This window comes from Mesorhizobium sp. GW821-FHT04C10, assembly GCF_059420305.1.
On record NZ_JBWKTL010000002.1, the window covers coordinates 457,352 to 482,096 of the forward strand.

The window sequence follows — 24,745 nt, forward strand, 5'->3', positions numbered from 1 at the left end:
GCGGACGATTGTCACGACGCCCACCTCTGGCTTTGCCCGGATCGTCACAATGGTCTTGACGGTGCGGATCGTGGTCGAAGACCGCGTCTCGGCCCCAATCTGCACCTCGCTCTTGCCATCTCCGTCGGTGTCGAGCGCTTTTCGTCGAGGGTGCACTGACCTGGATATCCGCGATCTTCATTTTCATGACTTGCGGCACGAAGGAACAAGCCGATTGTTCGAAGCTGGGTTCATGATTGAACAGCTGGCGCTGGTCACGGGTCACAAAGATTGGAAGATGTTGCGGCGCCATACGCACCTCAAGCCGGAAATGCTTCACACCATCCAAGTGTCGACGGCTGCGTAGTTGACACGAGTTGGGTGGCATTGAACGCCATCCGATGGATGGCTGTAGCTACGATCGTGCAACTACGAAATAGAGCCTCGATCGCTTCCGTCGGTAAAGCGACCTACGGTTTTGTAAACCGAAGGTCGCGGGTTCGATTCCTGCCGGGGGCACCAGATCTCAAGACGTAACTCATTGTCTTACATGCATAATTCGACATGTCGCGGAGGACCAACACCTAGCACGAACTGGCTTGTCGGGCATTTGTGTAAGGATTTGTGTAACGGATGCCGACGTATTCAACCGAATCTTTGATGCCGGCACCTGCGATAATGCCCTCCGCGAGACTCGAACTGGGCGTGCTGAACCCGGTTCGAGGCCGCGCGCTTACCTTTCAGGCCGCCATCCAGGATGACTGCATCGCTCTGGCAACGGTGCCGATCTGGTTCGGATCGCCGAGCCGTGGATCATTGGGCTGGATACCGGCCCCGGTCGGTGAGGTCGCCGGATCGAAACCGGCCATGGCGGCGACCAAGGTTGCGATATCGGACGAATGAAGCACCTTGCCGTCACCGGATTTGATGGTCTCGACGACATTGCCTGGGCCGGCGAACCAGCCGTTGACCGTAACTTTGTCGGTCGTGCCCAGCACCGAGACAACAAGGTTGTTGCCCTGCTGGGCAAACCAAAGCTCATTCCAGTCGATGCCCGAGCCGAAATCCAGTTCGTCATTGTCATTGTAGGCGCCAGATTCGACGATGGTGTCTGAGCCATCCCCTGCCCTGAATCGGTACTGGTCATTGCCCGCGCCACCGACCAACGTGTCGTTGCCGGTACCGCCGACCAGAATGTCGTTGCCAGCGTCGCCGTTGAGAGTTTCGTTTCCGGTGAGACCAAATATGATATCGGCTTGGGTGCTACCCGCGGCAGTCCCACCGGCGGTGCGCGCGATGACGAAGTTTATAGGACCAAGCCCATCAAGCTGAAGCTTTTCGATGCGGCCCGGCTCCAATGCCTGTTGGGATAGGAACAATCGGTCACCGACCGGCCCACCGCCAACTATCACAGTTACATCTTCGCCTAACGCCCCACCCCACGTGAACGAAAGGTCATCAACAACGATGCCTCCCTGCAGCACTAGAGTCGATGTTCCCGTCCCACCGGCCTTTAGCAGACTGTTTGCTGATGTTTGCCAATAGTAACCGCCAACCCATGTGTTGATGATTCCATCTGCTCGCACCCCTATTGCAGCCGCGGCCGAGATATCCGCGGCTGCCGTGGTGACCGGCCAGGTATAATTTTGTATGACGTCACCTCCGTCACCTCGGTGGTACACATACTGATCGTCCCCACCCATGCCCCATAAGGTATCGTTGCCTTTGCCGCCGACAAGCCGGTCGTTGCCATCTCCGGCATTCAGGACGTCGTTGCCGTCGCCTCCATAGAGAGTGTCGTCGCCGGTGCCACCGACCAGCCACTCATTGCCCGTCAGCCCGAACAGGATATCGGCATTCGCAGTACCGGTGAGGGTCGCGCCGAGGCTGGTGGCAACCGCGAAACTCGTCGCGGCCATGCCATCAAGGGCCAATTTCTCGATGCGCCCTGCGGCAGTCTTGTACTGGCTGATCGTGATCTGATCACCAGCACCGCCTGTAGTGATCTTCAAATCGTCGCCGTTGCTGGACCAAGAGAAGGACAGATTATCGAGCATTATCCCGCCCTGGAGGGTCAATGTCGAGGTGCCTGTCCCCGATGCCTTCAAAAGACTGTTGGTCGCCGTCTGCCAGTAATAGCCGCCAAACCATGTGTTGACGGTCCCTCCCGCCTGCACGCCCAATGCGCTCGCCGCGGCAATGTCAGCCGCTGCCGTGGTGACGGGCCACGTAAAGTCGGTCAGGTAATCGCTCCCATCGCCGGGGCGGAAGACATATTCGTTGCTGCCGTCCATTCCCTGGATGTTGTCATTGCCTTTCCCACCGATCAGCCGGTCGTTTCCGTCGAATGCCTGCATGATATCGTTGCCGGCACCGCCATGGAGAATGTCATCTCCACTACCGCTGCTCAGATAATCGTTGCCCGCGAGGCCGAACATGATGTCGTTACCGGTCCCACCGTAGACGGTTGCCCCGGATGCAGGCGCCACAAAAAAGTTCATCGCGCCGAGCCCATCAAGTTGAAGCTTTTCAATGCGGCCGACGACGCCTTGCTGGAATAGCAACAGGCTGTCACCGGCCGGGCCGCCGGTGACGTCTATGCGCAAATTGTCAGCAATATGTCCAAACCAGGTAAATGACAGATTGTCAGCTGAGATCCCTTGAAGCACCAGCGTATCGGTGCCGGCTTCCTGCCGCTTCAGAAGACTGTTGGTGCTGGTTTGCCAGAGATAGCCCCCGACCCAGTCATTGACGATTCCAGTCGCGGAAACCCCCAGCGTATTGGCGGCACTGATGTCCGAGGCAACTGTTGTGACCACGGCAGAAGCGTCGTCGACCGTCTCGGTGCCATCGCCGCGCTGGAAGACCAGCGTATCGTCACCGCCGCCGCCATTGATGTAGTCATTACCGGCGCCGGAGTAGATTGTGTCATTGCCGTTGTTGCCGGCGAGGGTATCGTTGCCGGCGCCGCCATAGATCGTGTCATTACCGTCGCCACCGCTGAGGGCATTGGCGGCCGAATTGCCGATAAGCACATTGTTCGCCGAATTGCCTGTGCCGTTGATCGCGGCAGTTCCCGTCAGGGTCAGATTTTCGACATCGGCATCTGAGATTGTGTACGTCACCGAGCTCAGCACCGTGTCGGTGCCCTCGCTGGCGTTCTCGATAACCTGGTCGCCGGCATCGTCGACGACATAAGTGTCATTGCCGGCATTGCCCTTCATGATATCCGCCCCGGTGCCGCCGTCGAGAAGATCATCACCCGCGCCGCCATTGAGCGTATCGACACCGGCACCGCCCTGAATGTGGTCATCGCCACTTGTTCCGGTAATGGTGTCGTTGGTGGTGCCAGTGGCGATGAATTCGACGCCTATGCCGGAAGCCGAGCCAGTTCCTGTCGTCGCATTGGCCGTAACGACCGACGTTGATCTCATGTCGGCGCTAACATCAGTCGTTATTGTCTGCGTAGCGCCCCCACTCGCATTATAGTCGACAGCTACCAGGCGGATTGATCCGTCGATACGCGTTACGGCGGTCTCGACGTGCTCATAAGAGCCGTTGTTATCGGCATCCTTCTGAAGCCTGGTCGTCAAGCCATCGGCGCTTACGGTGACAAGCCCCCTCGCCTTGACGGTTCCGTTCGTATTCTTTTCTGTGATCGTGCTGACGACAGAGCCGTCAATTTGAGTCTGAGAGACCGAGCTATACTCAAAATCAGCAGCATTTGGCACGTAGGATGGAGCGCCGTCATAGTCAGCTATAACCGTGGTCGTTAGGCCATCCGCGCTCGTGGTAGAAGCAAGATTTGCCGGAATCGCACGGCGCCACAGCACCTGGCCCGGCATAAGTAAATTCGTATCCCTAGCTGCCACATTGCTTATGTATGTTTTCTTTGTAATTGATCCATCTATATTGTAGTATATGGTATTTATCTTATCTACATTTATATCACCGTTGACATTGATGGTAACGGATCGACCGCGTGTGTCTTCATTCACAACAGTATTGCTACTGCTCAACGTGCTGTTCCCTGGCACCGAAACGTCTTCGACCGAAACCACATTCAGCCCATCGGCATATGGCGTTGTCGTGGCAATACGCCGCTGATCAATCGTCCCGTCGCCGTCGAAATCCCACTCCGTGGTCGTCACCAATCCGTCACCGCTCGTGGTAACTATAGTCTGGCTTGATTTGCGCGCAGCCGCACTGAAATCCGTTATTGTCGTTACTACCGAGCCGTCGACTCTCTTTTGAACGATCTCCGTTTGATCGGTAGTTCCATCGCCGTCAGCGTCGCGCACAATTGTAACTGTTCGTCCATCTCCGGCTGCTGTCGTGACCTCGCTGTCTAAAAGAACGCCCGCAACCGTCTGCCTTTTAACTGTCTCCATTATAGTTCCGTCTGCCAGGGTCACAACGTTGTCCGTGGTGATCCGGTCGAAGCCGATCACGCCATCAACGTCTTCCTGGACAACCTTTGACCTGCCATCCGCACTCGTGGTCGTGACAAACTTCGATATTTGCACTCCTGCGGAATTCAGGCTTGTTACGCTACGCGTCATTGAACCGTCGACGTTCACCGTTGTTAGGTCTGTCGCACTTTGGCTCAACGGGTTGGCGCCATAGACAACAAGACTTGTCGTTGCCGATAAGCCGTTGGCACTTACCATAGTGGTTTTTTGGCTGCTGAGTGTTGATCCGTCGAACTCACTAAGGACCCGTGTAACCGATCCGTCAGTCGATAGGCTCGTTACATCAGTTTGCTTTCGATCAGCGACTGCGTCACCGGTCAGATCCCAATTCTTGGTGGTGGAGAGACCATTTCCAGAGGTAACTATCGTCGCCATCTCCCTCAACGAGAGTGGCTGCGAATAGGCGAAATATTGGGTTGCGTCGGTTGCCGTTCCATCAAGTCCTAGAATGGATGAATAAAGGTACCTTTGGCTCACTTGCGGAGTCATCGTGCCATTGGCATATCCCTTGTAGTCAATACCTTTTGAGAGGCCATCCGCGCTGACAGTAGTTACTTTATCCCCGATAGTTTGACCAGCCTGTTGACCGGATTGGGTCGTCATTATGGTTCCGTCGGCGTTTTCGACCGATACAATACTTAAATCCGCCACCCCATCACCATTCCTATCTCTGATGATAGTTGTTGTCAGTTTGTTCGCGCTGATGGTCGTCGCTACCCGGCTCTCAAGCGACCCATCAGCCTTTTTGTAGTCCAGCGTTTCAGTTGTGCTGCCGTCGGCGTTGAGCACAGTTTTGTCGACCATGGAGCGACTGGTCGCAGTTCCCGTGGCAGCCCACGTTACTGTCTTGGTGAGACCGTCGGCGCTGGTGACAATTGTGGTCTTGTCCTTCACCGCGCCAATGGCATCGATGTCAGTGATGATTTCGGTCTTGCTTCCATCAGCGTTAAGCACAACGACGTCGGTCGTCGATTGGTCGATCGTTCCGTTGCCGTCAAGATCAGAGCTAAGCGTGGTGTTGAGGCCGTTGGCGCTTACGGTGCGCGTCGCTGTGGACGTTACAACGCCGGACTTGTAGGTGCGACTTGTCGTAGTGGTCGAACCGTTGCCATTGAGGATGGTCGAGCTTGCCTCGTCGGTCAGGCCGTCTCCGTCAATATCCCTCGTCGTCGTCACCATATGGCCGTCGCCGCTGGCGGCTGTCTGAGATCGAGCGATCAGAGCATTGTTGGCATTAAGGATACTGACAGTATCGGTCTTCGACCCATCGGCCCCGAAAGTGGCAGTCGAAATGGTGGTACGGTCAGTCGTGCCATTACCATCGAGATCGGCCTGGACTGTCGAGGTCAACCGGTTTGCGCTGGTCGTGGCGATTGTTTTGCTGATCAGCGCGCCATTTCCGGCCAACAGCGAAATTGTCTTAGTTGCCGACCCGTCAGCGTTCAGCACAGTAACGTCGGTTGATTTCCGCTCGACGACACCATTGCCGTCACTATCGACCTGAATTTCTGCGCTCAAACCGTTTGCCGACACTGCGGCAATAGTCCTCGCCAACAGCGTGCCGTTGGCGGAGGTCGTGGAAGTTGTAGTGGTTCGTGTGCCCGAGGCAGCGATGGCCGTTACGGCTTGGGTCAAGACATCATAGACCCCATCGCCGTTTACATCCTGCTTGACAGTGTTTGTCAAACCGTTGGCCGAAGTCGATATTTCCGTCTTGGCATGCAACGTGCCGTTGATGTCGGTATCGGATACGGTCGTGAGGCGGCTACCGTCAGCGTTCACGATATCGACTTGGGTACGATCTATTTTCGTGTCACCATTGGCGTCGATCTTCGTGGTGGTCGTCTTCCTGTCGGCGCTGGTCTTAACCTCGGTCTTTTCCAGCACCGCGCCACTTGCGCTGCTGGTCGTCTCGGTTACGGTACGGCTACCGTCTCCTCCAAGCACCGTTGCGGTTACCGTCTGGCGATCGAACGTACCGTCGGCATCTATGTCGTCTTTGACCGTCTGGGTAAGGCTGTCGGCGCTGGTGGTGATGGTCGAGTTGCCGACCAGTGTGCCGTTGGCGCTCCTGGTCGTCACCGTTCGGATTCGATTATTTGAGGGATCTGTCGTCGTGACGTCGCTAAACACGACATCATAAGTGCCGTCGCCGTCGAGATCGGTCTTGCTGGTCACCGACAAGCCATCCGCAGACGTCTGATTGAAGATCTTGCCGACCAATGAGCCATCCGGATTATAAAGATTCACGGTCGAAGTGGTGACGCCAACGCCATCGACGATGATGGTCTTGACCGAGTCGGCATGATTATCCCCGTCGGCATCGGCGGATATCGAGATTGTCTTGCGGTCAGCGCTGGTGCTGATGGTCGAGCTTGCAACCAGGGAGCCGTCGCGGCTTTTTGTCTGCTGGGTCTCGCTGAGACTGCCGCCGGCGCCAACCACTGTTACGTCCGAGAAATTGACATCGAATAGACCGTCGCCATCAAGATCGGTGGACATGGTCTTAACCAAGCCATCGCTGCTGGTGGTGGCGACAGCCCTACCGATCAATGCGTTGGTGGAACTGTAAGAAGAAATAGTCGTGACAGAAACGCCATTGGCACCATTGGTGATGGCGGTGACGTCGCGGGTTTCATAAGCGCCGTTACCGTCGAGGTCGTGCGAGACGGTGCGTGTGCGGCCATCGGTGCTGGTAACAGTCTGTTCGCGATCGATCAACGCGCCGCCGTTGCTTGTGTCTGCAACCGTCTTGGTGCGGGTGCCATCACCTGCAATGACCGTCGTCTCGGTGGTCGTCAGGTCATAAGTGCCGGTTCCGGTTGAATCGCTCTGAACAGTCTTCGTCAGGCCGTTGGCGGAAGCCGTCGTGACAACCTTGCGCAGCAACGTGCTGTTGATGCTGTTCTGGGACACGCTGGTCGTGGTCGAACCGTCGCCATTCCTTACAAAGGTCTGCGTCTGATCAGCGATACCATCGCCATCCTGGTCGAGCGCCGTCGTCACTGTGGTCTTGTCGGCGCTGGTCGTCGTGGTGGTGCGCTGGGCCAGCGACCCGTCGGTGTTCAAATCGCTGACGATGCGCTGGCGCACCCCCGCCGTGACGGTCGTCACGTCGGTCTGGGACCGCTCATAGGTGCCGTTGCCGTCATCATCGAACTGTGTCGTCTTTGAAAGCCCGTCGACGCTCACAGTAATGCGGTTCTGGAACGATAGTGTGCCGTCCTTGTCGTAGCCACCAAGCGTCGTCGTCTTTGAACCGTCACCATTTGTCATGACGACGCTTTTGACTAAATAGCTGCTCGCATCGGCCGCCAGAACTGCATCGCCTACCGCACCAGTGCTGCCGTCGGTCCGGGTGAATTGCGCTGTACCGGTGATCGCGGAGCCATCGATAAACTGTTGACCGCTGCCAGTCGAAGTCAGCCCGATTGAAGCAATGCCCAGCGATGCGAGGGACACAAGCTGGCCATCGACCATGATTTTGAAATCGGACCAGCGATCATCACCCGCGTCGAGTTGGCCGTTGTGGTTGGTGTCGAAGACACCCTTTAGCGCTTCGAGGTCGCCCGACGCCGTCTGGTCCCATTCGGTGAATATAAATTCGCTCGAGCGGCTGATCTTGCCGTCGCCGTCGGCGTCGAGAACCAGCACACCAGTTCCCTTGCCTGCCCATGCGGTCCGGCTGACGTAGCCGTCACCGTCGAAATCAACGAATTGATTGGAAGAGGTCAGTGGATCAATGTCGATACCATTTCCGGACAGGTCGAGCAATACAGGTTTGCTTGTGCCATTACCTGCAGTTCCGCGGTCTCCGACATGGCTTGGCGAACTGCCGGCGCTCGATGCCGGTCCAACGCCAGGATTCGAGATGGAAGCACCGCCGGCATTTCCGGTACCGCTCGCTCTAGTGCCGCCATAAGATACTGAGCCGTCACCGTAAAAGTTTTTTGTGCTGGGGCCCGCCACCATCACCCCATTTTCATCCAACAGGCTGCTAGTAACAGTCCCCCACGGCTCGTGGCTTATTGTTCGAACACCGCGGCCTGTCGGTCCATCGTCGACTCCTCCGATAGACCCTACGCCATTGCCTCCGTTGCCAAAACCGACGGAATCTCTCCAGCCACCTCCGCTAACGGCACTATTGCCATATCCTCCCGCTGGACTGTTCGCTCCGGATCCTCCCGAACTTCCCCCCCGCTCTCGACCGCCATCCTGGTGGCCACTCGTGGGGCCGAGGCCAAAAATACTGTCGTAAACATCATCAAATGCATTCTCGATCAAACTGGAGCCAACCACACCTCCACCCATGCTGCCGGCAACTCCGCCAACCAAGGTGCCGGGGCCGGGAACCAAGCTTCCGGCAGCGGCGCCACCAATCGCACCGAGTGTGCCGCCGACGATGCCTCCAATGGTTCGGCCGACGAAATTTACGACCGTGTTGCCGGCACCGCGATAGTCGCCGTGCTGAAATTGCCCGTATGCCTCAGACCCGCTGAACAGTCCGTCAATCCCGGTGCCCAGAACGCCGGCAACCCTGCCTAGTCTCGTACCGAAGTGCGTCAAGGAACTGGGACCCACGCGCTCGGTTGCCGCCATAGCTCTTGTCAGAGATCCCATCGCTTCTTCGTGCGAGCCTCTCGCGAGCTTGCCACCAAAAGTCTGGGAAAAGGCGAAAACATCCGCACGGTTCGGAGACAAGGTCACGGCAGCCCACCCCCTGTCTACTGGAGACATAGCTCTCAAGCGAGCCATCGTCGCAGACAGGCGTGAGGATGGAGCATCAAGCTCAGCAAAGAAACTGTCGTTAATGGCATTCGCGTTGGCGGAGCTATTTGTAAAGAGATCGCCATTCACGATTCCCGCCATCACTTTGTCTCGCAGCGTCTCTACGTCGCCTAAGACACGCTGCAAAGCTCCAGCATCACCAGCCCGGGCGGCCATGAAGTCGGCTGATCGTCCAATATTGTCGAGAGCTCGCTCGATCCCATCCCGATACGAAGCCAAAGGGCCACCATTGTGAACAGACACACCGAGCTTGGCAGCTATCGCTCGATTCGCAGGAAGGTTTATGCGATTTTCAAGCGCATCGATGTTGAACAAGCCCGCCTTCGTCAACGCAGAGATAACGCGACCTTTCGCGAACTCGGCCGGAATTCCATGATGGCTCTGAAAGGCCGTTGCCATTGCGATTCCCCCCCCCCGAATATGTCGATACGGCGCACTCAAGCTCGTCGACACTTCCCATCTCAGTTCTGAAATCTAATTGTGCGATAGATCTGACAGGTCCCGAAATAAATCGGGGTCCTTAATTCCCGCCTGAAAGCACTTTTCCTTGAAATACGAGTCGCAAACTACGATATCCTCCATATATTTCTGACGAAAAATATGGAGTTCTCCAACCCGATCTTCATCAAAGATAATTTTCGTTCTACTGTTTATATTGTATATTCTTTTTCCGCCATCCATTTTAACCTCGACCGAAGACGCACTCTCGTCCACAGCATCAATCACCCGAGTGACATCGCAAAGATAGTGACGAGGCTCAATGGGTTTTCCACTTATGTAAAAGACCTCGCTATCCGCGAAGACTACGCCGTCAGGGTCAACCGACTCTAAGAGGTCCTTTAGGCGCTGCGATATTAGCCAATACTCGTCAAATTGTTCCAGATCTCGCGGTGGTCGCTTGTATGCCTTCTTGTCCGGATACAAACGCGGAGTTTCTGGAAAATCAGGAAAACCGTAAGTTCCAATCACGGCTGGACCTAACAACAGTCGCGGAGGCTTGATCAAAGCTTCGCTATTTTGCAGTTCTAGGCCATGAGACCCTCCTCGGTAGGTTGGTCCGATTTTGAAGAATTTACCGAGTTTTCCCCGCCCACGCCCGTCATTCTGTGGCACCGAATTATTCACTATGCTCATATTCGTCATCCGACAAATTTTGCTCTTCGATCGCTGAATGGCCGCATCAACGAGTCAAGTTTCGCAGTTTCACCCAGCGCGACTTTAACATGAGTATTCTTATCATCAATAAGTTCTTGGTATTTTTTTGGAAGAAATAGAAATCTCGTACTATGTTTTTATTATCATCCTTAGTAGCAGCTTCAGAAGCGCCGCTCGATCGGCAGCGATGTCGTACACACGAGCATCACCATCAATCACATCATCCGCCACCGGGCAACTTGACCGCGCTGGCTCGTAGCAAGCGATATGTCTCTTTGATTACCGTCGCCGTCATCGCATCGATCAGGATATCCCTTGCTTTCCATCCTCCGACCGCAGCATTATGGCGAGACTAGGCGCATGAACGCTTCCATGGATACTAATCAGTAAGCAGAAATATCTCTAAACAGTTCCGGGTCTTTTATCCCTGCCGCAACGCAAGCATCTCTCATTGCGGCGTCACAGACCACAAGACCTGTATTCTTCAATCTAAAGATGTGCGCAGAGCCAACGGACTCCCCTTTAAGAACTATGCTGGATTTTCCTGAAAGATTATATATTTTAACCCATTGATCATATTCGATCTTCAACTTTGAAGACCCTTCATCAACCGCATCAATCTCCCGAACAACGTCACAGAGATAGTGCTTTGGCTTAATTGGCTTCCCGCTTATATAGAAGACATCGCAATCGGAAAAGACCACAGCATCCCTGTCAACTTCTTGCATAACATTCTTAAGCCTCTCGGACACCAACCAGTACATCTCAAATTCGTCAAGATCCCGAGGCGGCCTCTTATATGACTTCTTTTCCGGACGCAGGCGGGGCGTCTCTGGAAAATCCGGAAAACCATATGTTCCGATGATGGTCGGTCCCAATATCAATCGTGGCGGTTGAACCAGAGCCTGTCTATTCTCCAACACCAGACCGGTCGGCCCGCCGAGATAAGTTGGTCCAAGAGCGAAGAACTTACCCTGTTTTTTTGGGCACCTTCTCCTCTGGCTGCTATCAATCCCATTTCACTAGCCATTCCGGCACCTCCAAACAGCCAAATTGCTCAGCGAGGACTTTAACATGAGTGCGATTATCATCAATATTAAACTTGCATTGCGCTTGAAGAAAGATGGGGGGAATTTCACCCATTCGAGGCGCTTTTAACTTCACCAACTGCTGCCGGACATGCCTCTCTGTACCGGGTGTATGGCTCAAGATACATTAATGACATACCCGCCCCCAAGCAACGTTGCGCCCCCTGCTCGCAAGAGCCGGTCCGTCTGTTTGATCGCTGTCCCCGTCGTTACATGGATCAGGACATGCCTTGCTTTGCGGCTCCGCGTCCATACAACGATGCCGCGAACCAGGCGCATGAACACTCTTGCGGACAGGAATCGACCGCAGCGCAATGTATCGACGGCAAGAAGGTGCGTTGTGGTCATCAGTCCACCTTCGCCAATCACATACTCTCCATTGGAGAACCAGGCCAAGCCGACCAGTTCACCCCGGGCCTCTGCCACTAACAGGCATTGGTTCGGCGGTGAGCCCCGGATCTGCTTTTCGATCTCGTCGAATTTAGTCTCGGAAAAAGGGATATCGGCGAAGATGGTTCGTGCATGGTGCTGGCGAACCAGCGCGCGTATCGCCGTCCAGTCTCCATCAGCGGCCAGGCGCACGTGGACGATGCTCTGTTTTGGGGGCGGTGATGCACCTGCTTCCGAGCGTTCCAAGGTCTGCGTCTCACCGTTCATGGAACGCCTCATCCGTCATTTCCATCAGCGGGTCGAGCAGGTATTCCAGCACACGGCGGTTACCCGTCTTGACCTCGGCCGTCACCGACATGCCCGGCGTAAGCGGGACATTCCTGCCCTCGACGCGGATCATAGTCTCGTTCAGCGCGATCCGCACCGGGAACACCAAAGGCCCGGCGCTGTCGCGGGCGGTCTCTTCCTTGGCCGCTGATGGCTGCTGGGGGGCGCCAGCGGGGATGGCGTCGTTGGAGACGATGAGCACCTTGCCATCGAGCGTGCCGTAGCGGGTGAAGGGGAAGGCTTCGAGTTTCACGCGCACCTCCTGGCCCTCATGGACAAAACCTTTGTCGCGGTTGAGCAGCATCGCCTCGATCTCGAGCTTCGTGCCGTCCGGCACAATGACCATCAGCTTCTGGCCGGTCTGCACGACCTCGCCCAGCGTGTTGACTTCGAGCTGCTGGACACGACCGGCGACAGGAGATTTCAGCAGGCTGGCGCGCTCGAAAAGTTCGGCCTTGGCGAGGTCCTGCCGCAGCACGCCGATCGAGCGGTCGATCTCGATCAACTCGGTGGCGACTTTGTCGAGATAGGCATCGCGGCGAGCGCGCTTCTGCGCCGCAAGCGTCTTCACTGTGGCTTCGAGCCCGGCGATGTGCCCCTCTTCGGACACCGTCGCCATCAGCTGATCCTGCTCGCCCTGACGGGCTTCGATGGTGCTGGTCTTGATGCCAACCTGGCGCTTTTCCAACTGCACGTAGACATCCAGCCTGTCGCCGGCGAGATCGACCAGCTTGCGGCGTTCGACCAGCGTCTTGCCGGCGCGCTCGATCTCGATGCGCTTCTGCGCGATCTCGGCTTCGAGGCTGTCCTGCTCCGACTGATAGGCGGCGAGCGACTGGCGCATTTGCAGGCGCTGCAGCGTGACCAGCGGCGCCGGGGTATTTTCGGGCACGACGAACACCGCTTCCGTTGCAGGCGTGCCATCGGCCACGGCATCGATCAGCGCCTGGAGCCGGGCCTTGGAGACTTCAGCGGCGGCAAGGTTGCCGGCATTTTTCTGGCGCTCGGCCCGGTATTCCGACGGGTCGAGGTCGACCAGCGCGTCGCCGGCCGCGACATGGTCACCCGCTTTGACATGCAGTGCCTTGACCGTGCCGGTGATCAGCGGCTCGATCACCTGCACCTTGCCGATCGGGATCAGCTTGCCCTGGATGGTGGCATAGGTGTCGATGCGGCCGAACCATGACCAGGCGAGAGCGCCAACGGCAAACAGCATGATCAGCGCGGAGAAGATGCGCGCTGCCGGCGAGGCCGGCGTTTCCAGTATCTCGATCGCGGCTGCCTGGAAGGCGCGCTCGTCGCGGTTGAGTTTTGGACGCCTGGCTTCGCCCTCGCGCGCCACGCCTTCCCTGATTGCTTGCCAATAGCGCCCCATAGCCTACTCCGCCGCCTGGGGTTGGGCCATTTGGGCCTCGGACGACGGGCGCTGCTCGGCCTGCAACCGGTAGAGCTGGGCATAGCGGCCGTTGAGTTTCAACAGTTCCTCATGCGTGCCCTGCTCGGTGATGCGGCCAGCCTCGATGGTCATGATGCGGTTGGCATCGCGCAGCGCCGCCAGCCGGTGCGCGATGATGAACACGGTGCGGCCTTTGGCAATCAGCCGCATGTTCTGCTGGATGATGTATTCGGACTCATAGTCGAGCGCGCTGGTCGCCTCGTCGAACAGCAGGATGCGCGGATTGGTGACCAGTGCTCGGGCAATGGCGATGCGCTGCCGCTGGCCGCCGGAAAGGTTGGCGCCGCGCTCCTCAAGCACCGTGTCGTAACCGGACTTGAGCTGCAGGATGAATTCGTGCGCGCCGGAAAGCTTTGCCGCCTCGATGACGCGCTCCAGCGGCAACGCCGGGTCGGCCAGAGCGATGTTCTCGCGCACGGTGCGGCGGAACAGAATGTTCTCCTGCAGCACGACGCCGATCTGGCGCCGCAGACTGCGCGGATCGATCAGCGCCAGGTCGACGCCGTCGACCAGAACGCGGCCGCGCTCCGGCACATGCAGCCGCTGCAAAAGCTTGGCGACGGTGCTTTTGCCTGAGCCGGACGGGCCGACAATGCCGATGATCTCGCCGGGCTCCGTCTGGAACGAGACGTCGCTGAGGATCTCACGCTCGCCCGGCCGATAGCGGAAGGTGACGTGGTCGAAGGCGGCATGGCCCGATATCTTGCGCAGCGAGCCCTGCCCGCCGCCTGATATCTCGACGGGCGCGTTGAGAATATCACCCAGCCGGTCAACGGAGATGCGCACCTGCTGAAGATCCTGCCACAGCTGCGCCAGCCGCAGCACCGGACCGGAAACACGTCCGGCCATGATGTTGAAGGCGACCAGCTGGCCGACCGTCATGTCGCCCGCCACCACCGCCTTGGCGCCGAACCACATGGTGGCGACGATCACCGCCTTGGAGATGAGCTGGGCGGTGTTGGAGGCAAAATTGGCAAGCCTGGCGGTGCGGAAGCCAGCGCCGACATAGCCGGCAAGCTGGTCCTCCCAGCGTCGCTGCATCTGCGGCTCGACCGCCATCGCCTTCAGCGTTTCGACGCCGACGATCGATTCGACCAGGAACGTCTGGTTCTCGGCGCCGCGGTTGAACTTTTCCTCGATGCGGCGGCGGAATTCCGGCGTCACCGCCATCGACAGGATGACATAGGCCGGGATCGAGCAGATGACGATCAGCGTCAGCCACGGGCTGTAAAGATACATCACCGCAAGGAAGACGAAGAGGAACAAGACATCCAGCAGCACGGTGAGCGCCGAGCCAGTGAGGAAGGCGCGGATGTTCTCCAGCTCATGCACGCGTGCCACCGTCTGGCCGGTCTGCCGCGCCTCGAAATAGGCGATAGGCAGGCCAAGCAGATGGTTGAACAGTTTTGCACCCAACGCAACGTCGATGCGGCTGGTGGTGTGGATGGTGGTGTAGGTCCGCAGGCCGGTGAGCAGCACTTCGAACAGCGAGACGGCCGAGAGGCCGATGACCAGCACTTCGAGCGTGGTCAGCCCGTTGTGGACCAGCACCTTGTCGATCACCAACTGGAAGAAGATCGGCGAGATCAGGCCAAGCAGTTGCACGAAGAACGAGGCGAGCAGCACTTCAGCGAAAATCCAGCGGTAGCGGATGATCTCGGGAATGAACCAGGAGAAATCGAACCGCCGCGAAAATCCGTGTGCGAAAGCGCGGCTGGTGACCAGCACGACGAAACCGCCCCACAGCGCCTCGAAATCGGCGCGCGAAAGCTCTTGCGGCGCGCCGGCCTGCGGATCCTGCAGCAGCACTTTTCCCGGGGAGAGTGCCGCCAGCAGCGCGAAGCTGCCGTCTTTCTTTTCGACGATCGCCGGCAGCGGCAAGCGATCCAGTCGCTTCGGTGACGGCCTCGCGATCCTGGCCTTGAGCTTCAGCCTTTTTGCGGCCCGCACGATGTCGACGCGGTCGGCAAGCCGTTCGCCAAGGCCCAGGTCATGGCGGATGGCATCGGGATCGGCCGGCTGACGCAAATACTGCGTCATCAGCGTCAAGCAAATGACACCGCTGTCCAGTCGCACGACTATAGGCGTGACGGAATTCACCTACCCCCCGGTAAGGCACGAAAATCTCTACTCTCATGCTCCAGTTTTAATTTTGACGCAAGCAGTCACAGTGGAAATTTTCGATACTGCACCCTTCGCTAAGTATCGTCTAATATTAGAAAACTTTAATATCGATTGCCAAAATTCGATAGGGTTGTGAGCGCACAGACGTTATGCGATTAGGACGGTCACTATGAGGCACGGCGAGCACAGGCTAGGTTCTATCGCCTTTTTTTGAAGGCCGAAGGCTGTTTGGACCGTGAAGGCACGCGCTAATCCGCCGCATCCGGCTTTAAAGAGGATTGCCAAGCAAGCAATTCCCTAGAGGAATGATATTGCTCGGACTGCAGATATTGACGCCGTGAATGATGCGACTTCGACACGCCCTAAGGTCGGATGTAGGAGGCATCTGCCTAGAAAGTCGGCATCTATGGTATATCAGACATAGAAGTGGAGCTGGGGACATGGGTGCGAACGATAGTCGTTTCGACGGAAAGAAGATCTACAAGGCCGGTAGCGCCAGCTCGGCCATCTATGACATTCGTGGCAGCCGCATCCATAAAGCGGGCAGTGCGAGCATGGCCGAGTACGAAATCCGCGGAAATTCCATCCACAAGGCGAACAGCGCCTCTATGGCCGAGTTCGATATCCGGGGCACCAAAATTCACAAGGCGGGTAGCGCAAGCATGGCCGTCTACGAAATACGCTAAGGCCGCCGCACAACGTGACCCTGGACCCCCCGAGATCTGGAAGGCCCCTTTTGACGTTTTCAGAAAGCGGTGCATGAAACAGAATTCATCTGTTTCATGCGCGCGGATCGCGGCCGATATCGGCCGCTCTCGAAAGCCCTCAATTTCTACAGGACAAGCCAGTACCACCAAGGCACCTTCGCCGACACGACAGGCGGCAAAGAGTCATAGGAGACGGCGGAAGCGAGCATATTGGTCTGAGGTCCGGTATCGATCGAAGCCTCGGCACACCCCGGAATCATGGCGCACATGAAGATCACAATCATCGCGGTCTGGGTGGGTGCGACGGCAACCAGAGGCGGATTGTCGTCGTGATCGCGGATGTTGATGGACGCGGACGAGGGGGACGAGAACGAAGCGAAGGCCAACCCAAGAGCGACGCTTGCCGCCAGCAGTTTCGTGTTCATTGCACTTCTCCTTGCTCTTGTTAACCGGAAGGTTTCCGGTGCGTCGGAAAAGCCGACGTGACCGGTATGTATCAGTGTCGGCCCTCGCCCAGCAGCAAGTCACTCTGCAGGGTCCGACGAGACTGGGGAGGTCCTGGGAGGGGTGCAAAGTGCCCCCTTGGCGGGTAGCCCCCTACCTGAACAGCCTCTCAATACATATTTACTTCAGACATCGCTGAAGGAGAGACACATGCGTGGCTTTTTACCAGATGGTGACAGTGGGGCGGGATCGGGAAATACGAGCACGTCCGACACAAGGCACGCAGCTTTGTTGGCATTGGTCGCAAGCCTTGATGATCTCACGAATCCGGATTCCAAATTAAACAAGCCGGGAAGCGACAATTTTGCAATCGCGCTTCATGAGGAAGCAAGCCGCGAGATTGTGTTGTGGGCGGTTCTGCGACCCTTTCTGAAGGCCTATGCTAAAGCGTTTCCTGAAAGCGCCACACCGCTGCCCGAGGCCGAAATCAGCGCCAGCATCGACGTGATGTTGGACCAGGGCAATTTTTTTCTCACTCAGGCTTTGATCAAGAGCCACCTTCGTAAGGAAGAACCTCTCAGCCTTGGTGCCTTGGCGGAACTTCGGTATCCTCGCCTCTCATCGGGTTGGGACCGATACAAACAGAAACTTGCTCAGGAAATATTCGACAATGCCCGAGATATCCAACTTTGGCACGTCGATGCCATCGGCCGTGTTGATCGCAACGGCGGCGGCCCCATCGCGGCATGGAAGATCAAAGCTGGCCAAGCACTCATCGATTTTGACAGCTACATCTACCAGCCCAAAAGTGCGGATATGCGGCTAAGATTCAACTTGCGGTTCCCAAACGAAATGAAGGAGAGCTAACATGCGTAGTGTCAAAACGTACTTTTGTCTTTTGTGCTTACTGGCGTCTGGGATAGTTGTGATATCGTATACGAATGAAGCGGCGGCAAAAGATATTGGACAAGTCGTAGTTGCACCTGTGTGAGCAATCCCTGCCCCGGCAAAATTAGGGTATGTTCCGGACGTGATATTGGCTCGGCGGCGACAAAGTCTTAGGGCGCTAGGTTATGCCGTGTGCGATGTTAAATTTCTGAAGCCGCATAACTAAGTTGTTCGCATTATGAGTCCTAAGTGGATACGCCTCATAAAACGTTGACCATCGAAGGAGCTAATCGGCGTGGAAAGGGCAAAGATCGTTGGAAGATACCTCTTGCTCCTGTTTTTTATTGTCGCCGCTTTTATCGCAGCTGAGAGCCGCTCTAATGGCGTCGCGCCGATATTTTTTCATCCAATTCAAGATATTCGAGATATTAAGGAGACTCCGGGGAAACAGGGCTTGACCTTTGGGCATATGGGGGACGCCCCGGGGCGATCGGATTCCGATCCATGAATGGCTCTTGGACCCGGGGTGAAATCTTTATCGCACAGCCCTCATAGGGAGACCGTCAGAACCCTGCGCTGCACCGGACACCCCTGAGTGCATAATTCAAGACTTTTGCAACGTTTCCAGCTGCCTGATTTTGCAACACAATAAAGTTGCAAAAATCCATTGCAAAAGTCTTGTGCGAATCCAACTGCTGATTCACGATTCCGGCCATGATTTATGGATATGCTCGCGTTTCGACAGATGGCCAGACCCTTGATGCCCAACTGGCCGAACTGAAGGCTTCCAACGCCGGGAAGATCTACCGCGAGAAGGTCAGCGGCGCACGCACCGACCGCAAGGAACTGGCCCGGTTGCTAGGAGCCGAAGGCCGGCGACCAGGTACTTGTCACCCGGCTTGATCGCCTCGCCCGCTCCACCCGCGACCTGTTGAACATCCTGGCCGGTATCACCGAGAAGGGCGCGGCGTTTCGTTCCCTGGCCGACAAATGGGCCGACACGACCACCGCCAACGGCCGCCTCATGGTCACGGTGTTGGGCGGCTTGGCTGAATTCGAACGGGAGTTGATTAAATCACGCACCGCCGAGGGCCGTGCCCGCGCCGTAGCGCGGGGCAAGCGCATGGCCGGCCACACAAGCTTACGCCGCTCCAGCGTCAGGAAGTCCGCGACGCTTTGACAAGGCACAACCGGCGTCGAACTGGCACGACGCTACGACGTGCACGAATCGATGATAACGCGCATTGGCCAGGCCATAGAGGCCGGCCGTGCCAATTAGGATGCACCGCCCAGAATCTATCAAATCCGCGTTCTATTACGGCAACCAAGCCGAAAAGCTTGACCATTTTTCCACGGTGGCAGGGTCTGGGAATTCGCGTGTGACTGTTGGCGCCATATAATTATGTAATTCCTTCACAAGGGTACCGGAGCCGAGGGCGGACGCCTTTGTTGGTATCTATGCTATCCCTATTGCTGCCACGATGTATTGACCGACCGACCCGATTTCAGTGTCCAAATCCAATCCGTTAAATATCCGGCGCGCTTCCGGTTGACCTTGTACAACCGGCTGAACCGCATAGAACAGCTCAAAACCGTGATGATGCGCCGCGCCGATGGACGTGGCTCCCCCTACTGTCTGATCTTTTTCCTCGGCCACCATCCGGTCGACAACGCGGCGAGGAATCCGCTTAGTGATATGCTGTTCGTTGCGGCGATACTCCGCGAGTGTTGAGTAAAATGCCTTTTTGCCGCTGCCCAGTACCAGCCACGGCTCGCCTTCGGTTTGGGGACGTGGTGGGTAATTTAGTTCGACTCTGAAGATGCCCGCGTCGCTGCGCCCGTCTATGCAAGCTGCTTTGTATTGGGATGTGTGTGGACACCACCCGAAAAATGCGGCCGAGAATAGTCCTTCATCCTCACGGTGACGCTCACCTGCGAATTGCCGTCTGTCCGCCATGAAGCGGCGGGCAAGTCGGCACACGAGTTCGGAAATTTCCTCGAATGTCGGCGGATTCGAGCGACCTCCAGCACGAGCCAGATTCTGCAAAAGCGTTGAGGCGGTAACGGCGGTCTGAGAAGCCGGCAGGGCAGCTCCGGCATATACGAATCCGTATTGCGTCCAATAGTGCGGTTGACGCCGTTCGAGGCCAGCAAGACGATGATCGAGATTTGGATCAAAAGCACTCGTAGAAACAGGTATCGAATATATCTTTGCCGCAATCTCGGTCGTCGTCTTGTCCTCAGGCCCAGCGACTAGACGGGTATCTGCGACGCACCATAGCAGATCGTCCTCTTGCCAAATCGCTGCTATAGTCATGCAGAGTCTCCGAACGAAATGAGTGCGGGCACGTCGATGGCTGTAAAGCGCCGCGCCTCATTCTTGGCGTTGAGCCACCAGTTCTCAATTCTCTCCGGTGTCAAGAAGCAATGTCAACAAAATCAACGCGATCGAGATGGCGCACCCGACGCGATACGAATGCATGCCCCCTGCCTCAGAGATGCCAAGATCAAAGGGGGCGCCAGCAAATTCAACCGGCCGATCAATAAATATAAGTTATTCCTCAGAATAGATAACTGATTTTGCCAACGTTACATGAATGTTACGTCGACACGCATTTTGAGTTCGAACTTGCCATAAGTATTTGAAAATCATGCGCACCGTCGCAGGCGATGATGAGAACTATGTCTACGCCATAACCCTCTAGGGCCCTCCTAAGCGCATATCAAAGAGACCTGTCCCAAGAAGTATCAGCCGGATTATCCCGCTCCACACGCCGGGTAGCTATTATACCGGAAGGGCGAGTGTGAACTGGCGCATGATGTGGGAATGAGTATCGGCGAGCGAGACTGTCCCAAAATGGTCTAGATACGTTTCTGCCTCCATCGATCGTGCGTTGATATGCGACTTCGGAGGCCTCTTGCCTCGGTTATTGCGAACTCGAGATGCACGCACTCAACAACGCGTTCTACGATATCGAGCGTTTTGGAATCCGGTTCGTCGCATCGCCGCGCCATGCCGATGTCCTGCTTGTCACCGGACCGGTGACCAAAAACATGCGCGAGGCATTGAAGCGGACCTACGACGCAACTCCCAACCCCAAATGGGTGGTCGCGCTCGGCGATTGCGCACTAAACGGCGGCTGTTTCGCCGGCAGCTACGAAGCAGGGCGGCCTGTCTAAAATGGCGCACCGTCGCAGGCGGCTGATCGTTGCGCTGATCTTCGCCGCGCCCGCTATCGTCGCCGGATATGCACTCGTCCACGGCGTCACCAAGGAATCGGTGCCGTCCGAAATCTGGCGGCAAATCTTCTGCATCATCGGCGCCGGATTCGTGGGCGTCTCAGCCGTTATGCGATTGGCGATGCCAGCAGATACGTGATCCACGAGATCATAGGAACGGACGCCGTGCGACCGGTCGCTGGTTTTCAGGGCCGCCTTCGCGTTTCCCTGAGAAGATGCTCGCGCAACTGCGGCTTTTCCTGGATGGCGATGCCAGTCAAATCGGCAAGCCAGATGCCGTCTGCGGCAAGGCGAACACCAGCGAGCCTGACGTCGCCATCGGTCGCTTGATGTTGCTCAAGTCGTACCCGAAACCATTGGGACCAAAGTGCCCTCAGGTTCGGATCCGTCAGCATCGAGACGGACAGCGCCGCCCATACTCCGCCATTCGCCTGCGGTGGGATGTCGAAGACGGCTTCGAGGTAGGCGCGCGTGAAAGAGCCGTGAGGCTCCGGATCCGTTGCAATCCGCCGATCCAGATCGTCCGCAAGCGCATCGAGGAGTTCGTGGAAGACGGCATCGACCAGCGCCTGCTTGCTCGGGAAATGGTGCATGAAGCCGCCCTTCGTCACGCCGGCGGCGTCGGACACGGCTTGCACCGTCACAGATGCAAGACCCTGCTCGACGGCGAGCCTCGCCGCATGGTCGAGCAAGGCACGCCGAACAAGCCCGGGCTGCTTCCTGCGCATGTAGGCGTTGCCCATGTCAGTGGGTGGCGCTGTGCGACAAGGTGTTCATCACGACGACGCCCGAGACGATGAGACCGATACCGACCAGTGCCCAGGCGTCCAGAGCGAAGCGGAAAACGAATACACTGATGAGCGCTGTCAGCACGATGCCGAGCCCGCCCCAGATTGCGTAAGCGACGCCGAGCGGGATGAATTTCAAGGCTTGCGACAGGAAGAAGAGCGAGGCGACGAAGCATAAGCCCATCGCGATCGTCGGGACGAGCTTAGAAAACTGCTCAGTCTTCTGTAGCAGGGATGAGCCCATCACCTCGGAGACGATGGCGAGAGCAAGCGAACCATAGGCGATCAGGAGGGGATTCATGAAAAGGACCTCGGAGCTTCGACTGAGTTAATCCATTTGAAAGATACCATATGTTTGGTATCTTTCAAACCTCGTGAACAACCTTTCGGCCGCGATGCGGAGATTTGGCCAGAAAGGAGTTGCGGGCGTTTCCCTCCAGGCTGAGGCTTGAAGGGGGCGGCTATCGGCGGGATCACCTGCGCGCGCTGGCGCAGCGCGTGGAGGTCGCGGATACCGAAGTTCGCATTATGGGATCGAAATCGGAACTCTCGCGAACGCTCGTGGCCGCTTCAAGCGTGAAATCGGCGGTTTCTGGCGTTCATAGTTCTGTACTGAAATGGTGCGCCGCGCCGGGCGATGATGAGAACTATGTCTACGCCATAACCCTCTAACGCCCTCCTTGCGAAAGAGGCGGCTCAATACTCTCGAATGGCGGCCTCGCCCCGGGCGATCATTCTTGCCGGTATCGGCGGATTGGGCTGGCCGTGATGGCATGGCATGTGGGCCCTACCTTCGAGGATCGTCGTCAAGGTCCTGCATCTAACCGGCGGCTAGGGGGCCGGGAGCTGACAATCCGCTTCTGGAGAGCAAGACCAAGAAAGCAGACTTACACGGTACGTTCGAACCACGCAGGTGCAGTTCGAATCTTCTCTGGCGGCCATCAGTCGCGCGCCAAGGCTTCGATCGGGTCAAGTTTTGCCGCATTGCGGGCGGGAAGGAAGCCGAAGACGATTCCGATCAGGGTCGAGCAGATGAAGGCCGTCACAATGGACCCGGAGGAGAAGATCATTTTGAAGTCTGGGCTCAGCAAATTGAAGAGGGCGCTGATCCCGAGAGCTAACATGACTCCCATGAAGCCGCCGACAAGGCAGACCAGAATGGCCTCGATCAGGAACTGGGAAAGGATGTCGCTGCGGCGCGCGCCGACGGCCACCCGCACGCCAATCTCCTTGGTGCGCTCCGTCACGGACACCAGCATGATATTCATCACGCCGATGCCGCCGACAATCAGCGAGATGACCGCGACTGACGAAATCAGCAGCGTCAGGGTTTGCGTAGTGGCCTCGATAGTCTCGCGAATGGTCGCCGAGTTGGTGAGGAAGAAGTCCTTCGCGCCGTGCCGACGCTCGATAAGGCGCGAAACCGCGGCCTCGACATTCCCCGGATCGACATCGTCGCTGATGCGGACGGTAATGCCATCGATGTTCGGACGACCCAGCATGCGGCGCATGGCGGTCGTGTAAGGCGCATAAACGGTCAATGTATCAATCGCCGGGCCGAAGGAGTTCTCCTGTTTTGTCACACCCACGACCCTCGCCGGCATCGTGCCCAGAAGGATGACCTGTCCCACCGGGTTGACCCGGTCGGGAAACAGGTCTCGCGCGGCGTTTGCATCGATCACCACATTCTGGCTGTAGCCGGTAACGTCCTGGCCGTCGAACAGTTGTCCATGCGCCAACTCAAGGCCCCGTGCGCGAAAGAAGTCCGCGCCGACGCCGGTGACTGCCGCATTGACGGCCACGGCGGCGCGCTTGACAGTCACGCTGGTCGAGACGGTTGGCGTCACGCTGTCGACATAGGGCTGGTTCGCCAGCGCTTCGGCGTCGGCGGGAACCAGGGTCCGTATCTTGCCCGCTTCCAGATCGCCGAAGCCTTTCCCGGCCCGCACCTCGATCGTGTTGGTGCCGAGCGAGCTGATACTGTTCAGTATCTGTTGCTGCGAGCCGGCTCCCAGTGCCGAGATCGCGGCCACCGAGGCGATACCGATGATGATGCCGAGCATGGTCAGAAGCGAGCGCATCTTGTGCGCCCAGATCGCAACCACGGCCATACGGAAGGCTTCGGTCGTCCGATCGATCGCACCGCGCCAGCCGGTGTCCGGCGCCCGTTCGCGGACGGGACGCCCCGTGGCGGCCGCATTCGGTACATTGCGCACATCGGAAATGATGACGCCGTCGCTGATCTCCACAACCCGATCCGCATGGTCCGCGATCTTCTTGTCATGCGTGACCAGAATGATGGTGTGCCCTTCGGCGTGAAGCTCACGCAGGATCGTCATGACCTCCGCGCCACTGTGGGTGTCCAGCGCCCCGGTCGGTTCGTCGGCCAGAATAATCTCGCCGCCATTCATCAGGGCGCGGGCGATCGACACCCGCTGCTGCTGGCCGCCCGACAGCTTGCCGGGGATATTGCCCGTCCGCTCCGCCAAACCCAGTCGGGTCAGCAAAGAGATGGCCCGATTGTGCCGGTCGGATCGGCTGCGTCCGGCATAAATGGCCGGCACCTCGACGTTACCTGCCGCGCTGAGGTCGCCAAGCAGATGATAGCGCTGGAAGATGAAACCAAACCGCTCACGGCGTAGCGCAGCCAGTTCGTCCACGGCCATCTTCGACGTCTCGCGCCCTTCGATCCAGTAGCTGCCGGTCGTCGGACGATCGAGGCAGCCAAGGATGTTCATCAGGGTCGACTTGCCGGAGCCCGAGGCACCGATGATGGCCATCATCTCGCCGGCCTCGATGTCGAGGTCAACGTCCTTTAGCACCCGCACCATCTCGTCTCCTGCGGGGAAAGTGCGGGATACCCCACGTACGCGGATCAGTGGCTCCGTCATAGCGCGCC

Annotated in this window: 18 protein-coding genes and 1 pseudogene; 8 read left to right on the forward strand and 11 right to left on the reverse strand. The window is 57.4% G+C overall.

The genetic code is table 11. The features are described from left to right. The first annotated feature begins 49 nt into the window (after positions 1-49). Entirely contained in the window at positions 50-346 is a 297-nt protein-coding gene (locus tag AC07UC_RS35695; protein ID WP_494909440.1) for a tyrosine-type recombinase/integrase, read from the forward strand. A gap of 373 nt (positions 347-719) precedes the next feature. Here AC07UC_RS35695 and AC07UC_RS35700 read toward each other — a convergent pair whose 3' ends face one another. The 6 genes from AC07UC_RS35700 to AC07UC_RS35725 all read right to left on the reverse strand — a co-directional run bounded on the left by AC07UC_RS35700 (position 720) and on the right by AC07UC_RS35725 (position 15,755). Beyond that, positions 720-9,638 (reverse strand): SPM autocatalytic domain-containing protein, encoded by an 8,919-nt coding sequence (locus tag AC07UC_RS35700; RefSeq protein ID WP_494909441.1) that lies wholly within the window; start codon positions 9,636-9,638, stop codon positions 720-722. Positions 9,639-9,713: 75 nt separating this feature from the next. After that, positions 9,714-10,373: an imm11 family protein gene (locus AC07UC_RS35705; protein ID WP_494909442.1), complete on the reverse strand. Its 660-nt coding sequence runs from the start codon at positions 10,371-10,373 to the stop codon at positions 9,714-9,716. A gap of 404 nt (positions 10,374-10,777) precedes the next feature. Further along, the gene (locus AC07UC_RS35710) at positions 10,778-11,407 is read right to left on the reverse strand and encodes an imm11 family protein (RefSeq protein WP_494909489.1); all 630 of its coding nucleotides are present in this window, start codon (positions 11,405-11,407) and stop codon (positions 10,778-10,780) included. A 192-nt stretch (positions 11,408-11,599) separates the two neighbouring features. Further along, complete coding sequence (locus AC07UC_RS35715) at positions 11,600-12,139, reverse strand: GNAT family N-acetyltransferase (RefSeq protein WP_494909443.1); 540 nt, start codon at positions 12,137-12,139, stop codon at positions 11,600-11,602. Continuing rightward, complete coding sequence (locus tag AC07UC_RS35720) at positions 12,129-13,574, reverse strand: HlyD family type I secretion periplasmic adaptor subunit (RefSeq protein ID WP_494909445.1); 1,446 nt, start codon at positions 13,572-13,574, stop codon at positions 12,129-12,131. The genes AC07UC_RS35715 and AC07UC_RS35720 overlap by 11 nt, the downstream gene beginning before the upstream one ends. Positions 13,575-13,577: 3 nt before the next feature. Further along, positions 13,578-15,755: a type I secretion system permease/ATPase gene (locus AC07UC_RS35725; RefSeq protein ID WP_494909446.1), complete on the reverse strand. Its 2,178-nt coding sequence runs from the start codon at positions 15,753-15,755 to the stop codon at positions 13,578-13,580. 464 nt (positions 15,756-16,219) lie between these two features. On the opposite strand from AC07UC_RS35725, the gene AC07UC_RS35730 reads away from it, so the two are divergent. Next, on the forward strand, positions 16,220-16,465 hold the full coding sequence (locus AC07UC_RS35730) for a hypothetical protein (protein WP_494909447.1): 246 nt from the start codon (positions 16,220-16,222) through the stop codon (positions 16,463-16,465). A 146-nt stretch (positions 16,466-16,611) separates the two neighbouring features. Here AC07UC_RS35730 and AC07UC_RS35735 read toward each other — a convergent pair whose 3' ends face one another. Further along, positions 16,612-16,911, reverse strand: coding sequence for a hypothetical protein (locus AC07UC_RS35735; RefSeq protein ID WP_494909448.1), 300 nt, complete (start codon positions 16,909-16,911; stop codon positions 16,612-16,614). 229 nt (positions 16,912-17,140) lie between these two features. On the opposite strand from AC07UC_RS35735, the gene AC07UC_RS35740 reads away from it, so the two are divergent. From AC07UC_RS35740 to AC07UC_RS35750, 3 genes are all read left to right on the forward strand, one after another. After that, positions 17,141-17,797 (forward strand): hypothetical protein, encoded by a 657-nt coding sequence (locus tag AC07UC_RS35740; protein ID WP_494909449.1) that lies wholly within the window; start codon positions 17,141-17,143, stop codon positions 17,795-17,797. Positions 17,798-18,532: 735 nt separating this feature from the next. Next, positions 18,533-18,721, forward strand: a complete 189-nt coding sequence (locus AC07UC_RS35745) for a recombinase family protein (RefSeq protein WP_494909450.1) — start codon at positions 18,533-18,535, stop codon at positions 18,719-18,721. Between the two features lie 25 nt (positions 18,722-18,746). Beyond that, positions 18,747-18,998 (forward strand): recombinase family protein, encoded by a 252-nt coding sequence (locus AC07UC_RS35750; RefSeq protein WP_494909490.1) that lies wholly within the window; start codon positions 18,747-18,749, stop codon positions 18,996-18,998. Between the two features lie 276 nt (positions 18,999-19,274). Here AC07UC_RS35750 and AC07UC_RS35755 read toward each other — a convergent pair whose 3' ends face one another. After that, positions 19,275-20,135 carry a hypothetical protein gene (locus tag AC07UC_RS35755; protein ID WP_494909451.1) on the reverse strand — a complete coding sequence of 287 codons (861 nt, stop codon included), beginning with the start codon at positions 20,133-20,135 and terminating at the stop codon, positions 19,275-19,277. Positions 20,136-20,734: 599 nt separating this feature from the next. Between AC07UC_RS35755 and AC07UC_RS35760 the strand changes: the two are divergent. Next, positions 20,735-20,977: pseudogene (locus AC07UC_RS35760) on the forward strand (NADH-quinone oxidoreductase subunit B family protein); the annotation flags it as partial. Positions 20,978-20,999: 22 nt separating this feature from the next. Continuing rightward, complete coding sequence (locus tag AC07UC_RS35765; protein WP_494909452.1) at positions 21,000-21,197, forward strand: hypothetical protein; 198 nt, start codon at positions 21,000-21,002, stop codon at positions 21,195-21,197. Positions 21,198-21,243: 46 nt separating this feature from the next. Here the strand turns inward: AC07UC_RS35765 and AC07UC_RS35770 are convergent, their stop codons facing one another. Continuing rightward, positions 21,244-21,786: a TetR/AcrR family transcriptional regulator gene (locus AC07UC_RS35770; RefSeq protein WP_494909453.1), complete on the reverse strand. Its 543-nt coding sequence runs from the start codon at positions 21,784-21,786 to the stop codon at positions 21,244-21,246. Between the two features lie 16 nt (positions 21,787-21,802). Further along, complete coding sequence (locus tag AC07UC_RS35775) at positions 21,803-22,147, reverse strand: DMT family transporter (RefSeq protein ID WP_494903932.1); 345 nt, start codon at positions 22,145-22,147, stop codon at positions 21,803-21,805. Positions 22,148-22,251: 104 nt separating this feature from the next. On the opposite strand from AC07UC_RS35775, the gene AC07UC_RS35780 reads away from it, so the two are divergent. Next, the gene (locus AC07UC_RS35780) at positions 22,252-22,518 is read left to right on the forward strand and encodes a hypothetical protein (protein ID WP_494909454.1); all 267 of its coding nucleotides are present in this window, start codon (positions 22,252-22,254) and stop codon (positions 22,516-22,518) included. Between the two features lie 269 nt (positions 22,519-22,787). On the opposite strand, the gene AC07UC_RS35785 is transcribed toward AC07UC_RS35780, so the two are convergent. Continuing rightward, positions 22,788-24,737 (reverse strand): MacB family efflux pump subunit, encoded by a 1,950-nt coding sequence (locus AC07UC_RS35785; protein WP_494909456.1) that lies wholly within the window; start codon positions 24,735-24,737, stop codon positions 22,788-22,790. Between the last annotated feature and the right edge of the window lie 8 nt (positions 24,738-24,745).

Excerpts from the sequence above, each read along its gene's own strand:
- AC07UC_RS35695 (WP_494909440.1), top strand. The coding sequence starts at position 50 with ATGGTCTTGACGGTGCGGATCGTGGTCGAAGACCGCGTCTCGGCCCCA.
- AC07UC_RS35700 (WP_494909441.1), bottom strand. The coding sequence starts at position 9,638 with ATGGCAACGGCCTTTCAGAGCCATCATGGAATTCCGGCCGAGTTCGCG.
- AC07UC_RS35705 (WP_494909442.1), bottom strand. The coding sequence starts at position 10,373 with ATGAGCATAGTGAATAATTCGGTGCCACAGAATGACGGGCGTGGGCGG.
- AC07UC_RS35715 (WP_494909443.1), bottom strand. The coding sequence starts at position 12,139 with ATGAACGGTGAGACGCAGACCTTGGAACGCTCGGAAGCAGGTGCATCA.
- AC07UC_RS35720 (WP_494909445.1), bottom strand. The coding sequence starts at position 13,574 with ATGGGGCGCTATTGGCAAGCAATCAGGGAAGGCGTGGCGCGCGAGGGC.
- AC07UC_RS35730 (WP_494909447.1), top strand. The coding sequence starts at position 16,220 with ATGGGTGCGAACGATAGTCGTTTCGACGGAAAGAAGATCTACAAGGCC.
- AC07UC_RS35735 (WP_494909448.1), bottom strand. The coding sequence starts at position 16,911 with ATGAACACGAAACTGCTGGCGGCAAGCGTCGCTCTTGGGTTGGCCTTC.
- AC07UC_RS35740 (WP_494909449.1), top strand. The coding sequence starts at position 17,141 with ATGCGTGGCTTTTTACCAGATGGTGACAGTGGGGCGGGATCGGGAAAT.
- AC07UC_RS35745 (WP_494909450.1), top strand. The coding sequence starts at position 18,533 with ATGATTTATGGATATGCTCGCGTTTCGACAGATGGCCAGACCCTTGAT.
- AC07UC_RS35755 (WP_494909451.1), bottom strand. The coding sequence starts at position 20,135 with ATGACTATAGCAGCGATTTGGCAAGAGGACGATCTGCTATGGTGCGTC.
- AC07UC_RS35765 (WP_494909452.1), top strand. The coding sequence starts at position 21,000 with ATGGCGCACCGTCGCAGGCGGCTGATCGTTGCGCTGATCTTCGCCGCG.
- AC07UC_RS35770 (WP_494909453.1), bottom strand. The coding sequence starts at position 21,786 with ATGCGCAGGAAGCAGCCCGGGCTTGTTCGGCGTGCCTTGCTCGACCAT.
- AC07UC_RS35775 (WP_494903932.1), bottom strand. The coding sequence starts at position 22,147 with ATGAATCCCCTCCTGATCGCCTATGGTTCGCTTGCTCTCGCCATCGTC.
- AC07UC_RS35785 (WP_494909456.1), bottom strand. The coding sequence starts at position 24,737 with ATGACGGAGCCACTGATCCGCGTACGTGGGGTATCCCGCACTTTCCCC.